Source organism: Methylobacterium sp. Leaf104, assembly GCF_001422885.1.
In the GTDB taxonomy this organism is placed as follows: Bacteria; Pseudomonadota; Alphaproteobacteria; order Rhizobiales; family Beijerinckiaceae; genus Methylobacterium.
In genome coordinates this window covers 142,890-156,617 of the sequence record NZ_LMMZ01000039.1, presented here as the reverse complement: position 1 = coordinate 156,617, position 13,728 = coordinate 142,890, and the positions used below count along the sequence as shown (strand labels likewise).

The 13,728-nt window shown below is 72.5% G+C and carries 10 protein-coding genes; 4 read left to right on the top strand and 6 right to left on the bottom strand.

Annotation, left to right across the window (positions count from 1 at the left end; translation table 11 throughout):
• Positions 1 to 118 precede the first annotated feature (118 nt).
• Entirely contained in the window at positions 119 to 4,984 is a 4,866-nt protein-coding gene (locus ASF49_RS20415) for an NAD-glutamate dehydrogenase (protein ID WP_056477543.1), read from the top strand.
• A 19-nt stretch (positions 4,985 to 5,003) separates the two neighbouring features.
• Here ASF49_RS20415 and ASF49_RS20410 read toward each other — a convergent pair whose 3' ends face one another.
• Positions 5,004 to 6,485 (bottom strand): methyl-accepting chemotaxis protein, encoded by a 1,482-nt coding sequence (locus ASF49_RS20410; protein ID WP_056477456.1) that lies wholly within the window; start codon positions 6,483 to 6,485, stop codon positions 5,004 to 5,006.
• A 532-nt stretch (positions 6,486 to 7,017) separates the two neighbouring features.
• Between ASF49_RS20410 and rpsU the strand changes: the two genes are divergently transcribed.
• Positions 7,018 to 7,332: a 30S ribosomal protein S21 gene (gene rpsU, locus ASF49_RS20405; RefSeq protein WP_055957071.1), complete on the top strand. Its 315-nt coding sequence runs from the start codon at positions 7,018 to 7,020 to the stop codon at positions 7,330 to 7,332.
• A 132-nt stretch (positions 7,333 to 7,464) separates the two neighbouring features.
• Here the strand turns inward: rpsU and ASF49_RS20400 are convergent, their stop codons facing one another.
• The gene (locus tag ASF49_RS20400) at positions 7,465 to 7,857 is read right to left on the bottom strand and encodes a response regulator (protein ID WP_056477454.1); all 393 of its coding nucleotides are present in this window, start codon (positions 7,855 to 7,857) and stop codon (positions 7,465 to 7,467) included.
• A gap of 470 nt (positions 7,858 to 8,327) precedes the next feature.
• Here ASF49_RS20400 and ASF49_RS20395 point away from each other — a divergent pair, with 470 nt between their 5' ends.
• Positions 8,328 to 9,119, top strand: coding sequence for a class II glutamine amidotransferase (locus ASF49_RS20395; protein WP_056477452.1), 792 nt, complete (start codon positions 8,328 to 8,330; stop codon positions 9,117 to 9,119).
• Positions 9,120 to 9,206: 87 nt separating this feature from the next.
• On the top strand, positions 9,207 to 10,649 hold the full coding sequence (locus ASF49_RS20390) for an NAD-dependent succinate-semialdehyde dehydrogenase (protein ID WP_056477541.1): 1,443 nt from the start codon (positions 9,207 to 9,209) through the stop codon (positions 10,647 to 10,649).
• 154 nt (positions 10,650 to 10,803) lie between these two features.
• Here ASF49_RS20390 and ASF49_RS20385 read toward each other — a convergent pair whose 3' ends face one another.
• Genes ASF49_RS20385 through ASF49_RS20370 form a run of 4 tightly spaced genes read right to left on the bottom strand, consistent with a single transcriptional unit; the run spans position 10,804 to position 13,708 of the window.
• Positions 10,804 to 11,013: a SlyX family protein gene (locus ASF49_RS20385; protein ID WP_056477449.1), complete on the bottom strand. Its 210-nt coding sequence runs from the start codon at positions 11,011 to 11,013 to the stop codon at positions 10,804 to 10,806.
• A complete protein-coding gene (trhO, locus tag ASF49_RS20380; RefSeq protein WP_056477447.1) occupies positions 11,010 to 11,789 on the bottom strand; it encodes an oxygen-dependent tRNA uridine(34) hydroxylase TrhO in 780 nt (259 codons plus the stop codon). Before trhO ends, ASF49_RS20385 begins: the two co-directional genes overlap by 4 nt.
• 45 nt (positions 11,790 to 11,834) lie before the next feature.
• A complete protein-coding gene (locus tag ASF49_RS20375; RefSeq protein WP_056477445.1) occupies positions 11,835 to 12,746 on the bottom strand; it encodes an AprI/Inh family metalloprotease inhibitor in 912 nt (303 codons plus the stop codon).
• Positions 12,743 to 13,708 carry a 2-hydroxyacid dehydrogenase gene (locus ASF49_RS20370; protein ID WP_056477443.1) on the bottom strand — a complete coding sequence of 322 codons (966 nt, stop codon included), beginning with the start codon at positions 13,706 to 13,708 and terminating at the stop codon, positions 12,743 to 12,745. Before ASF49_RS20370 ends, ASF49_RS20375 begins: the two co-directional genes overlap by 4 nt.
• Positions 13,709 to 13,728: the final 20 nt, after the last annotated feature.

Here is a 13,728-nt window from a genome sequence, read left to right as displayed (position 1 = left end):
CGATCCAGCCACCGACACGCCGCCGCCATCCGCCCGCAGGGTCGTCCCGTCCCGGTCGCCGTGGCCCGCCCGGCCCCGGCCCGGTCGCGCTGACGCCCGTCGCAAGGACACGATGACCATGGCTCTGGAACGGAATGCCGCGCTCTCCAGCCCCGAGGCCCGGGGCGCCCGCACGGACCTCCTCGGCGCCGCGGCCGACCGGGTCGCCGGGCAGGGCGGTCCCGCCGGCTTCGTCGCCGACCTGTTCGGGCGCGTCCCCCCCGAGGACCTGGCGCCCTACACCGCCCAGGATCTCGCCGACCTCGCGCTGGCGGCCCGGGCGCATCTCGCCGAGCCCCGGCGCCCCGGTGCCCCGGCCAACCTGTCGGTGAGCGACCGCGCCGTGATGCGCGACGGCCGCACGCGCGACCTGACCATCGTCGAGATCGTCAACGACAACCGCCCGTTCCTCCTCGATTCCGCCCTGGCCGAGCTGACGGAGCAGGGGCTGGCGCCGCACCTCGTCGCCCACCCGATCCTCGGCGTCGAGCGCGACGGGGCCGGCGCCCTGGTCCGGGTGGTCGGCGAGACCACGGCCGACACGCATGCCGAGTTCGCTCGCGAGAGCTTCATCCACATCCACCTGGACCGGCTCGATGCCGGCGAGGCCCGCACACGCCTGGTCGAGGGCCTGGCCCGCGTCTTCCGCGACGTCGCCCTGGCCACCGACGACCACGACGCCATGACGGCCCGCCTCGCCGGCCTGGCCGAGGGCTACGCCCATGCGCCGCCGCCCCTGCCGGAGGCCGAGGTGGCCGAGGCCCGGGCCTTCCTCGCCTGGCTCGCCGATGGGCACTTCACCCTGCTCGGCCTGCGCGAGCACAGCCTGTCCGGGGGAGAGCACGCCCTGGTGGAGGGCTCGGGGCTCGGGCTCCTGCGCGATCCCGCCGTGGCGGTGCTCAGGCGCGGCGGCGCCCTCGTCGACATGACGCCCGAGATCCGCGCCTTCCTCGAAGGCCCGCAGGCGCTCATCATCACCAAGGCCAGCGTGAAGTCCCGGGTCCACCGGGCCGCCCATCTCGACTACATCGCCTGCAAGCTGTTCGGCGCCGACGGCAGCCTCACCGGGGAGGTCGGCATCGTCGGCCTGTTGAACCCGAGCGCCTATACGCTGCCGACCCGCGAGATCCCCTACCTGCGCGAGAAGGTGGCGCAGGTGGCGCTGCGCGCCGGTCTCGATCCGACCAGCCATGCGGGGCGCGGCCTCCTCGACGTGCTCGAGACCTATCCGCGCGACGACCTGTTCCAGATCGACGCCGACCGGCTCTACCGGTTCAGCCTCGCCATCGCCCATCTCGCCGACCGGCCGCGCCTGCGGGTGCTGTCCCGGCCCGACCGTTTCGGTCGCTTCGTCTCGCTCCTCGTCTACGTGCCGAAGGACCGCTACGATTCCACCGTCCGGGCGCGGATCGGCGCCTACCTCGCCAGCGAGTATGGCGGCCGGCTCTCCGCCGCCTACCCGTACTTCCCCGACGGGCCGCTCGCCCGCACCCACTTCATCATCGGCCTGCCCGAATCCGGCGCGCCCGAGCGCGATCCGGCCGCCCTGGAGGCGGGCATCGCCGCCCTGGTCCGCACCTGGGGCGACGAATTGCGGGCGGCCCTGGCCGAGACCCTCGACGGTCCGGAGGCCCGCGCCCTGGCGACCCGCTACGGCGAGGCCTTCTCGGCGGCCTACCGCGAGAGCTTCGCCCCGCGGGTCGCCATCGCCGACATCATGACCCTGGAGCGCCTGAGCCCGGAGCGGCCGCGAGCGGCCGATATCGGCCGGCGCGTCACCGACCCGGACTCCCAGATCCGCCTCAAGGTCTTCTCGCGCGGCGCGTCGCTCTCCCTGTCCGAGCGGGTGCCGGTGCTGGAGAATCTCGGGTTTCGCGTCGTCAACGAGCGGACCTACCGCATCCTGCCCCCCGGCACCGACGAGGCCGCCCGGGTCTGGCTGCACGACATGCTGCTCGAGCGCGCCACCGGCGCGGCCATCGACCTGGGCCGGCTCGAGACCCTGCTGGAGGACGCCCTGCTGGCGCTGGGTACGGGGCTGGCCGAATCCGACGGCTACAACCGTCTCGTGCTGGAGGCCGAGTTGCCCTGGCGCGAGGTCGCCCTCCTGCGCGGCCTCGGCCGCTACCTGCGCCAGCTCCGCATCCGCTACGGCCAGGACTACCTCGCCGCCACCCTGAGCGCCCATCCGGGCGTCGCCCGCGCCCTGGTCGCCCTGTTCCAGGCCCGGTTCGACCCGGCCGCCGGCGGCGACCGCGAGGCGGCCCAGGCGGAGATCCGCGCCGGGATCGAGGCAGACCTCGCGGCCGTCACCAGCCTCGACGAGGACCGCATCCTGCGCCGCTTCGTCAACCTGATCGAGGCCGCTTTGCGGACCAACTTCTTCCAGGTCGCGCCGGGGGGCGGGCGCCGGGAGGCCATCGCCTTCAAGTTCGCCTGCGCCAAGGTCAGCGGCATGCCGCTGCCGCGCCCGTTCTTCGAGATCTTCGTCTACGCGCCGCGCGTCGAGGGCGTGCACCTGCGCTTCGGCTACGTCGCCCGCGGCGGCCTGCGCTGGTCCGACCGGCCGGAGGATTTCCGCACCGAGGTGCTCGGCCTCGTCAAGGCGCAGCAGGTGAAGAACGCCGTCATCGTGCCGGTGGGCGCCAAGGGCGGCTTCTTCCCCAAGCGCCTGCCGCCGGCCTCCGACCGCCAGGCCTGGATGGCCGAGGGGACCGAGAGCTACCGGATCTTCATCCGCACGCTGCTCGAACTCACCGACAACATCGTCGGCGACGCCATCGAACCGCCCGCCGACACGGTGCGGCACGACCCCGACGACGCCTACCTCGTGGTGGCGGCCGACAAGGGCACCGCCACCTTCTCGGACATCGCCAACGCCCTCTCGGCGGAGCGCGGCCACTGGCTCGGCGACGCCTTCGCCTCGGGCGGCAGCCAGGGCTACGACCACAAGGGCATGGGCATCACCGCCCGGGGCGCCTGGGAGGCGGTGAAGCGCCACTTCCTGGAGATGGACATCGACACCCAGAGCGACCCGATCACGGTGGCGGGCGTGGGCGACATGTCCGGCGACGTCTTCGGCAACGGCATGCTGCTGTCGCGCTCGCTGCGCCTCGTGGCCGCCTTCGACCACCGCGACATCTTCCTCGACCCGAACCCCGACGCGGCCACGAGCTTTTCCGAGCGCAAGCGCCTGTTCGACCTGGGGCGCTCCTCCTGGCGCGACTACGAGACCGGCCTGATCTCGCCCGGCGGCGGCGTCTATGCCCGCAGCCTCAAGACCATCCCGCTCTCCCCCGAGATCCAGGCCGTGCTCGGCATCGCGCAGGATGCGGCGACCCCGGCGGAGCTGATGCAGGCGATCCTCACGGCGCCGGTGGACCTGCTCTGGTTCGGCGGCATCGGCACCTATATCCGCGCCACCTCCGAATCCGACGAGGAGGCCGGCGACCGGGCCAACGACGCGGTGCGCATCACCGGGGCGATGCTGCGGGCCAAGGTCATCGGCGAGGGCGCCAATCTCGGCGCCACCCAGCGCGGGCGCATCGAGGCGGCCCGCAACGGGGTCCGCCTCAACACCGACGCCATCGACAATTCGGCCGGGGTGAACACCTCCGACGTCGAGGTGAACATCAAGATCGCGCTGATGACCCCGGAGCGCGACGGCCGCCTCGACGGGCAAGCCCGCAACGCCCTCCTGGTGGCGATGACCGACGAGGTCGCCGCCCTGGTGCTGCGCAACAACCAGCTGCAGACCCTGGCGCTCTCGCTGGCCCAGCACCGGGGCCTGCCCGAGACGGGCTTCGCCATGCGGACGATGCAGGCCCTGGAGGCGGAGGGGCGCCTCGACCGCGGCGTGGAGCTGCTGCCGGACGATGCCGCCATCGCCGAGCGCATGCGCAAGGGGGAGGGGCTGACGCGGCCGGAATACGCGGTGCTCCTCGCCTACGCCAAGCTCGCGCTCTACGACGCGCTGCTGGCGAGCGCCGCTCCCAACGACCCTTATTTCGACCGGGAGCTGCAGCGCTACTTCCCCGCCGCCCTGCGCCAGCAATTCCCCGACGCGGTGAACGGGCACCGGCTGCGCCGGGAGATCATCAGCACCGCGCTCTCGAACATCATCGTCAACCGGGGCGGACCCTCCCTCGTCACCCGCCTCGTCGAGGAGACCGGCGCCGATGCGAGCGCCATCGCCAAGGCCTACGCGATCACCCGCGACGCCTACGGCCTGATGGAGCTGAACCTGGCCATCGACGGCCTGGCCGGCGCGATCGGCGGGCAGGCGCAGATCGCCCTCTACGCCGAGGTGCAGGACCTCCTCGTCGGCCGGATCGTCTGGTTCCTGCGCAACCTCGACCTCTCGGGCAGCGTCGCGCCCATCGTGGCCCGCTACCGGGAGGGCATCAGCGCCCTGCAGGCGGCCCTGCCGGAGGTGATGGGGGAGGCGGTGAACCGGCAGCTCGCCGCGCGCGAGGCCGAGCTCGTCGGCCTCGGCATGGCCCCGGCGCCCGCCCGGCGGCTCTCGGCCCTGACCGCCCTGACCTCGGCGCCCGACATCGTCCGGATCGCCGAGACCGGCGGGGGCGCGATGCCCGACATCGCCGCGACCCACTTCGCCCTGGACCGGGCGCTCCAGCTCTCCGAACTCGCCGCGGCCGCGCGGGAGGTCGCCACCGGCGACACCTACGACCGCATCGCCCTGGAGCGGGCCGTCTCCAACATCGCCACGGCGCACCGCCAGCTCACCGCCGAGATCGTCGGCACGGTGGGGCCCGGCCCCGACGCGGTGGCGGCCTGGAGCCGCAGCCGCGGTGCGGCCCTCGACCATGCCCGCGCCACCCTGGAGGCGGTGACCGCCTCCGGGCTCACGGTCTCGAAGGCCACGGTGGCGGCGAGCCTCCTGGCGGACCTCGCGCGGCCGAAGGGGGCGCCGGCCCAGGGCTGAGCGCCGGCCGGGCGGGCGCCTACCGGGCGAGGACCCGGGCGGCGTCCTTCGTGGTCTCGACCGCGCGCGAGACCTGGCCGATGGAGTGGCCGATCGCCTGGATGTTCTGCGAGATCGCCGCGACGGCGGTCGCGGCATGCTGCATGTTGCCCGACATGTCCTGGGTGACGACGCTCTGCTCCTCGACCGCCGCCGCCGTGCTGATGGCGTAGTCGCGCATCTGCTCCACCGAGGTCTGGATGGTCTGGAGCGACTCGCCGACCTGCTTCGAGACCGCCTGCACGTTGTCGATCTCGCCGGTGATCTGCTCGGTGGCCCGCGCCGCCTGGTTGGCGAGGTTCTTCACCTCCTGCGCCACCACCGCGAAGCCGCGGCCCGCCTCGCCGGCCCGGGCCGATTCGATGGTCGCGTTGAGCGCCAGCAGGTTGATCTGGCCGGCGATGCTCTGGATCAGGCCGACGATGCCGCTCATCGCGCTGGCGGCCTGGGTCAGCTTGTGGGTCGCCTCGGCGGCGGCGACCACCTGGCCCTGCGCCGCCTCGGTGGCGACCCGCGAATGCGCCATGCTCTGCGAGATCTCGGCCACGGAGGCGGCGAGTTCCTCGGAGGCGGCCGCCATGGTCTGGACGTTGTTCGAGGTGGTGCTCGCGGCGGCGTCGGCCTCGCGCGTCTGGGTGTTGGAGAGCAGCACCGCGCCGTCGATCTCGCCGAAGTTCTGGGCGATCAGCCGGCGCAGGTCGTCGAGGAGCGTCACCTGCGCGGTGATGTCGGTGGCGAACTTGACGACCTTGTAGGGGCGCCCACCGGCATCGAGGATCGGGTTGTAGGAGGCCTCGATCCAGACTTCGCGCCCGCCCTTGGCGAGGCGCTTGTACTGGGCGGCCTGGTAGGTGCCCTGGCGCAGCCGGGCCCAGAACTCGGCATAGGCGGCGCTGTCGCGCTCCTCCCGCTCCACGAACATCCGGTGATGCTGGCCGACGATCTCGGGCAGGGTGTAGCCGACGGCGGCCAGGAAGTTCGCGTTGGCGTCCAGCACGGTGCCGTCGAGGGCGAAGGAGATCACCGCCTGGGCCTTGTGCAGGGCGGCGAGCTGGCCCTGGACGTCGGCGTCCTGCATCTTCTGCTGCGTGATGTCGGTGGCGAACTTGACCACCTTGTAGGGCTTGCCGGCCGAATCGAGGATCGGGTTGTAGGAGGCCTCGATCCAGATCTCGCGCCCGCCCTTGGCGAGGCGCTTGTACTGGGCGGCCTCGTACTCGCCCCGGCGCAGCTTGGCCCAGAACGCGGCGTAGGCGGCGCTGTCCCGCTGGGTGGGGTCGACGAAGAGGCTGTGGTGCTGGCCGCGGATCTCCGCGAGCCCGTAGCCGATCACGGCGAGGAAGTTCGCGTTGGCGGTGATCACCGTTCCGTCGAGGTTGAACTCGATGATGCCCTGCGACTTGTCGAGGGCCGCAAGCTTCGCGGCCGTTTCGGCCGACGCCCTGTTCCTCAGACCCAACATCGATCGCCCCAGAGTCGGAACCCGGACGGGTTCAGGTCGCAACCACCGATCATCGCCCCGGATGATCGCTCGTGCTGCGCAGTGAATCTCGGATACAAAAATTAATTATCCGAAAATTTGCAGGGTTCGCGCGGCGCTTGGGTGACCATTCAGCCTGCCTGGAGCCCAGATTTTCTCGGCGAAAGCTCTGGATCAGGCGGCACATCTTCGATTTTGCCTGCCGCTTCCGAATAGGTCGTCGTCGACCACTTCGAAATCATTGAGGCGTCCGGCCGATGACGGGGCGCGCGGTTTGTTCCCCGGCACCGGGATAATGCGCACCGGCCGCGGCGAGGCGTGTTGGAACTCGCGGGCGGTTGGTGTATGAGCCTGCCCCAAGTGCAGTTTCTGCGCCGATTCGAGGCCGTCTGACCGACGTCCCGCCCGGGAGAGATCTCGGGTCCGGGACGTTTTGCAGTTCGCGTCGCGGGGCTCCGGGCGGGTCTCAGGGTCGGTGCCGTCCAACAAACATCGTTTCAGAGGATTGAAACCGTTGCAGGTACTCGTTCGCGACAACAACGTCGACCAAGCCCTCCGCGTCCTGAAGAAGAAGATGCAGCGCGAGGGCATCTTCCGCGAGATGAAGCAGCGCAAGGCCTACGAGAAGCCTTCCGTCCGCAAGGCTCGTGAGAAGGCCGAGGCCGTGCGCCGCGCCCGCAAGCAGGCCCGCAAGACCGCGATCCGCGAGGGTCTGATCGCCGCCCCGAAGCCGAAGCCCCGTTTCGGCGCCGGTGCGCCGCGTCGTCCGGGCGGTTCGCCGTTCGCGCCGACCGCGCCGACCGTGCTGCCGCCCGCCGGCAACGCCTGAGGCCAGGCAGGGCCTCTGCCACGAGGCCCGCGACGGCCGCGGGACGAGCCGCGCCGGCCGTCGCGGCGACGTCGAAATTCGGAACAGCCCGGTCGCTCGGCGGCCGGGCTTTTTCGCGTCCGAGCCGAGGCGTCAGGCGGCCCGGGCCGCCACGGTCGCGCGCTCGGCCTGGACCAGCACGTCGAGGGCGCGCCACGGCTTCTGCATGTAGACCGCCTGGGCCGGCATGGCCTCGACGGCGCGGGCATCGCCCCCGGAGGTGAGGACGACGCGGACGTCCGGCCAGCGCCGCTCGACGGCGCTCGCCAAGGCGATGCCGTCCATGCCGGCGCCCAGGCGCACGTCGGCGAAGAGCAGGGCCACGTTGCCGCCGGAGCGCTCCAGCACCGAGATCGCGGCCTCGGCCGAGTCGCAGGCGATGACGTCGAGGTCGCTCTCTTCCAGGACGGCGGTGGCGAGGTTGCGGACATCGGCATCGTCCTCGACCACGAGGGCGATCGGGCAGGGGGCGTGTGAGCGATCCATGAAGTCTCCTCGTCGGGCGTCTGGCGTGGCGAACGCGCGGAATGAAAGGCGGGACGCGATACGCGGGGCACGGGGCGACCGCACGCGGCCCGGCCTGATCCAATGGGATTACTGATTCTCGCCCGGTGATGCTGCGCCGCCACGGTGCGGTGGGCAAGAGTCCGAATCGATGATCCGGCTATGCGGTTCCCGCATCGATGATCGCTTCGTCCGCCGCATTCCCGCCGGGCTCGCATGATGAGTGCCCCGCGGGTCGCCGTTCACCGGGAACAGCCGGGTCCGGTCCGGTGCGCCTCTTGCATCGTCGGCTCGGCAAGAGGTCGGGCTCGTGGCGCGCGTTAACCACTCGTTCACCGCGATAGCCCGAACTTCACCGTCGTGCGGGTCGCAGAGGTTGCAGGAGACGGACGTCGCCCCAGGGCGGCGACCGGTCGGGTCGCGTCGTTGAGATCAGGGGGTGTTTGTCCGTCATGTGCCGCTTTCTCGCCTATTCCGGTGAGCCGGTCTTCCTGACCGACCTCGTCTGCGCACCGACGCACTCGCTGGTCCACCAGTCGCTCCACGCGGCCGAGGCGAAGACGGAAACCAACGGCGACGGCTTCGGCATCGGCTGGTACGGCGAGCGGGTCGAGCCGGGTCTGTACCGCGACGTCTGCCCGGCCTGGTCGGACGAGAACCTCGTCAACCTCTGCCAGCAGGTCCGGGCGCGGATGTTCTTCGCCCATGTGCGGGCCTCCACGGGCACCGCCACCACCCGGGCGAACTGCCACCCCTTCGCCCATGGCCGGCACCTGTTCATGCATAACGGCCAGATCGGCGGCTATCACCGCATCAAGCGCCGCCTCGAGGCGCTGATCCCCGACGCCCTCTACGACGACCGGCGCGGCACCACGGATTCCGAGGCGATCTTCCTCCTGGCGCTCGCCAACGGCCTCGCCGAGGACCCGGTCGGCGCCATGCACAAGACGCTTGCGACGGTGCGCGAGCTGATGCGGGCGGCCGAGGCCAGCGAGCCCCTGCGCTTCACCGCCGTCGTGACCGACGGCGAGACCCTCACGGCCTTCCGCTGGGCCTGCGACAGCAGCCCGCCCAGCCTCTATTACCGGCAGACCGAGACCGGCCTCGTCGTCGTCTCCGAGCCGATCGATGGCTGCCGGGACGGCTGGAAGGTCGTGCCCAAGGGCGGCACGCTCCAGGCTCGCCGCGGCGGGTCGGTGATCGTCACCGGTCCCGACGCCGCGGCCGCGCGCATCGCCGCCTGAGCGCGCGACCCTGGCATCCCGGATAAGGGTTGCGGCCCGCGCCTGAAGGGCGGACAACCCGGGGCCATGGCCATGCGGGAGCCGCCGATGACGTATCCGAACGTGACGCTGCACATCGCCGGAGCCTGGACCGACGGGTCCGGCTCGGAGACCCTGCCGGTGCTCAACCCGGCCACCGGCGAGACCCTGGGCACCCTGGCGGTGGCGACGCGGGCCGATCTCGACCGGGCGCTGGCGGCGGCCGAGCGGGGCTTCGCCGCCTGGCGCAAGGTCTCGGCCTACGAGCGCTCGAAGGTGCTGCGCCGGGCCGCCGAACTCCTGCGCGAGCGGGTGGAGGACATCGCCCGCCTCATGACCCTGGAGCAGGGCAAGCCGCTGGCCGAGGCGCGGGTGGAGATCCTGGCCGGCGCCGACGTCACCGATTGGTTCGCCGAGGAGGGCCGCCGTGCCTATGGCCGGATCATCCCGGCCCGCGCCGACGGGGTCGTCCAGATGGTGCTGCGCGAGCCGGTCGGCCCCGTGGCGGCGTTCACGCCCTGGAACTTCCCGATCAACCAGGCGGTGCGCAAGGTGGCGGCCGCCCTCTGCGCGGGCTGTTCGGTCATCCTGAAGGGGCCGGAGGACACCCCGGCGAGCTGCGCGGCGATGATCCGGGCCTTCCTCAATGCCGGTGTGCCGGGGGACGTGCTCTCCCTGGTGTTCGGCGACCCGGCCGCGATCTCGGGCTACCTCATCCCGCACCCGGTCATCGCCAAGATGTCGTTCACGGGCTCTACCCCGGTGGGCAAGGAGCTCGCGGCGCTCGCGGGCCGGCACATGAAGCGGGCGACGATGGAGCTCGGCGGCCACGCGCCCGCGATCGTGTTCGAGGATGCCGACGTCGACACCGCCGTGGCGGTGCTCGGCGCCAACAAGTTCCGCAATGCCGGCCAGGTCTGCGTCGCCCCGACCCGGATGCTGGTGCACGAGGCGGTCTACGACCGGTTCCGCGACGGCTTCGTCGCCTTCGCGGAGGGACGCCGGGTCGGCGACGGGCTCGACCCCGAGACCACCATGGGGCCGCTCATCCACGCCCGGCGCCTGGAGGCGATGGAGACGCTCTGCGCCGACGCGGTGGCGCAGGGCGCCGAACTGCGCACCGGCGGCAAGCGCATCGGCAATCGCGGCAACTTCTTCGAGCCGACCGTGCTCTGCGACGTGCCGGTGAACGCCCGCATCATGAACGAGGAGCCCTTCGGCCCGGTCGCCCTGATCCAGCGTTTCTCCGACGACGCGGCGGCCTATGCCGAGGCCAACCGGCTGCCCTACGGTCTGGCTGCCTACGCCTATACCCGCTCGGCCTCCCGCGCCGTCGAGGTCGCGGCCCGGGTCCAGAGCGGCATGGTCGGCATCAACCACCACGGCCTGGCCTTTCCCGAGACGCCCTTCGGCGGCGTCAAGGATTCCGGCTACGGCAGCGAGGGCGGCTCGGAGGCCCTGGAGGCCTACCTGACCACCAAGTTCGTCAGCCAGGCGAGCGTCGGCGGGTAGGGGCTTCCTCTCCTCCCTGTGGGGAGAGGTCGGGAGTGGGGGGCTGGGTGACCCTCAGCCGGCCGAGGCCGGCGGAGCCACCCCCACCTCCAACTCCTCCCCGCAAGGGGGAGGAGGGCCCATGAGGGGGGAGCAGGGCTCTGCGCCCACCCCGTCAATAATGCGGCGGCGGCGGTTCCGGGGCGCCGGAGGCCGGGCTGCTGGCGGCGGCCTCCACCTCCTCGACGAGCTTGGCCATCTGCCGGGTGAGGGCGTCGATCTGGCGCCACTGGGCCGTGATCGTCGCGTTGAGGTCGTCGATCACCACGTCCTGCTCGGTGAGGCGCATCTCCAGGGCATCGATGCGGGCGGAGAGGTCGGTCATCGCGGGGCCTCGAACGTCGGGGGTTCGGACATCAGGGTCTCCGGCGCATGGTCGGACCGCTCCACCAGGGCGGGGCCGAGCGCGATGCGGCCGTCGAAGACGAAGCAGTCGCCGGTCCAGCGGGTCTCGGCCTCCGGCACCGTCTCCAGGTAGCGCAGGATGCCGCCTTCGAGGTGGCGCACGTCGGCGAAGCCCTTCGCGCGCATGTAGGCGCCCGCCTTCTCGCAGCGGATGCCGCCGGTGCAGAACATCGCCACGGTGGCGTGGGCTGCCGGGTCGAGGCCGTCGACCCAGGCGCGGAACGCGCTGAACCGGGTGATGCCCGGATCGACCGCGCCGGGGAAGCTGCCGAGCGCCACCTCGAAGGCGTTGCGGGTGTCGATCAGGAGGAGGTCCGGCGTGTCGAGGAGGGCGTTCCAGGCCTCGGGCGCCACGGGGGTGCCGGCCGCGGTCGCATCGGTGGCGCCGTCGTCGAAGGTGACGATCTCGCGCTTCACCCGGACCTTGAGCTGCCGGAACGGCGGCGCCTCGGCCTGCGAGAGCTTGCAGTCGAGCCCGGCGAGCCGGCCGCCGAAGAGCGGGCCGGTCCGCAGCGCCGTCAGGAAGGCGTCGATGGCCGCGGCCGGTCCCGCCACCGTGCCGTTGAGCCCCTCGGGTGCCAGCAGCAGCGTACCCGTGAGTCCGAGCTCCGTGCACAGGGCCTGCAGCGGGGTCTGCAGGGCGGCGACGTCCGGCAGGGCGACGAACTGGTACAGGGCGGCGACGGTGAACGGCATCGGGGGCAATCGGCAGGGCGGGGCGGGGCGCGGCGGGGACGGGGTTCAGGGGGCGGCGGGATCGACCCGGCGCAGCACGAACGTGGTGCCCACCTCCGGGTCGCGGCGCCAGCGCCCGTCGCCGGTGGCGACGAGATTCACCGTGTGGCCGCGGCGGGCATTGAGGGTGAGGCGTCCGTCGGCGAAGCGCCAGGTGACCGGATCGAACACCGTCAGGCCGCCGTCGCGGCAATTGTCGAGGATGCGCACGGGGGCCGGGGCGGTGCCGGGCGCCAGCTCGATGCGGCAGACGTCCTGTTCTCGGTAGCGGTCGAGGGCGTAGGTGCCCGGCGCCGGGCCTTCGCCCGGGGGCGCGGCCTCGGGTGCCGGGGCGCTGCGCGCATCCGGGGCGGCACTGCCCGCACCGGGGCTGGTGGGGACCGCGTCGGTGGGCGGCACCATGGCGACGATCTGGAGCGGCACCAGGCTGAAATGCTCGTCGCCCGCCGCGGCCACGAGGCTGCGGGCATCGACCCGGGCGGTGAATTGCAGCACCGGCCGGACGTCCTTGTCGACGAGGCGCAGGTTGCCGTCGGCGAAGAGCCAGCCGGCGATGTGGTTGAGGATCGGCAGGGCCCGGCGGCATCCGGCCGGGAAGGACAGGCGCCGGCCCGCCGGCCCGCTCGCGCCCGAGAGGGTCAGGACGCAGCGCCGGGTGCTGCCGTCCCGCGACAGGTCCCAGGTGCCCGGCACCCCGGCGATGTCGCGGGGCAGGCTCTCGACGAAGGGCTGCTCGGGCGTGCCCGCGGCCGGTGCGGGCGCGGCTTCCTGGCCCGGCGCGGGCGCCGCCTGCGGGGCCGGGGCGGTCTCCTGCGCCAGGACAGGCCCTGGCAGCGCGAGTCCTGCCAGCACGAAACCTGCCAGCGCGATTCCTGCCGGGCCGGAGGCGCGGGCGGCGATGAGGCGGGTGCGGATCATGCCTTGGCCGTCCAGGGCGTCTCCGCCACCGGCGTCAGCGGCCCGCGTCCGTCGAACCAGGCGACGAGGTTGTCCACCACCAGCCGGCCCATGGCCGCGCGGGTCTCCACCGAGGCCGAGCCCACATGCGGCAGCAGCACGACGTGGTCCATGGCCACGAGCTCGGGCGGCACGTGCGGCTCGCGGGCGAAGACGTCGAGGCCGGCGCCCAGGATCGTGCCGGCCTGGAGCGCCCGGATCAGCGCCGTTTCGTCGACGAGGCTGCCGCGGGCGACGTTGACGAGGAGGCCCTGCGGCCCCAGCGCCTCCAGCACCGCCGCATCGACGATCCCGTTGGTCTCCGGCCCGCCCGGCGCCACCACCAGCAGCACGTCGGAGGCCTCCGCGAGGCCGATCAGGGTCGGGTGGTAGGCGTAGGGCACGTCGTCCTGCGGCCGGCGGCCGTGATAGGCGATCGCGACGCCGAAGCCTTCGAGGCGCCGGGCGATGGCCCGTCCGATCCGCCCCAGCCCGAGGATGCCCACGTTGCGCCCGCGCAGCGTGGGGGTCAGCGGATAGGTCCGGCGCGGCCAGTGCCCGGCGCGCAGGTGGCGGTCGGCCTGGGGGATCTGGCGCACGGTGGCCAGCAGGAGGCCGAGGGCGAGGTCGGCGACCTCGTCGGTGAGCACGTCCGGGGTGTTGGTGACGACGACGCCCTGCGCGGCCGCTGCCGCCGTGTCGATGGTGTCGTAGCCGACGCCGAAGCTCGCGACGATCTCGAGGGCCGGCAGGCGCGCCAGCAGGACCCGGTCCACCGGCGCCTGCGCCCCCGTCGCCAGGCCGCGGATGCGCGGGCCGGTCTCGGCCAGGAACGCCTCCGGGTCGGGGGCGGTGTCGAGCCGGTGCAGGGTGAAGCGGCGCGCGACGGCGTCCATGACCTCGGGATGCATCGCCTTGAGCATCAGGATGTCGATGGGCTGCATGGGGATCTCGGCGGATATCG

Bases quoted from the DNA above. Each gene is read 5' to 3' on its own strand.
- ASF49_RS20395 (WP_056477452.1), top strand. From the start codon at position 8,328: ATGTGCCGCTTTCTCGCCTATTCCGGTGAGCCGGTCTTCCTGACCGAC.
- trhO (WP_056477447.1), bottom strand. From the start codon at position 11,789: ATGCCGTTCACCGTCGCCGCCCTGTACCAGTTCGTCGCCCTGCCGGAC.
- ASF49_RS20400 (WP_056477454.1), bottom strand. From the start codon at position 7,857: ATGGATCGCTCACACGCCCCCTGCCCGATCGCCCTCGTGGTCGAGGAC.
- ASF49_RS20370 (WP_056477443.1), bottom strand. From the start codon at position 13,708: ATGCAGCCCATCGACATCCTGATGCTCAAGGCGATGCATCCCGAGGTC.
- ASF49_RS20385 (WP_056477449.1), bottom strand. From the start codon at position 11,013: ATGACCGACCTCTCCGCCCGCATCGATGCCCTGGAGATGCGCCTCACC.
- ASF49_RS20390 (WP_056477541.1), top strand. From the start codon at position 9,207: ATGACGTATCCGAACGTGACGCTGCACATCGCCGGAGCCTGGACCGAC.
- ASF49_RS20375 (WP_056477445.1), bottom strand. From the start codon at position 12,746: ATGATCCGCACCCGCCTCATCGCCGCCCGCGCCTCCGGCCCGGCAGGA.
- ASF49_RS20410 (WP_056477456.1), bottom strand. From the start codon at position 6,485: ATGTTGGGTCTGAGGAACAGGGCGTCGGCCGAAACGGCCGCGAAGCTT.
- ASF49_RS20415 (WP_056477543.1), top strand. From the start codon at position 119: ATGGCTCTGGAACGGAATGCCGCGCTCTCCAGCCCCGAGGCCCGGGGC.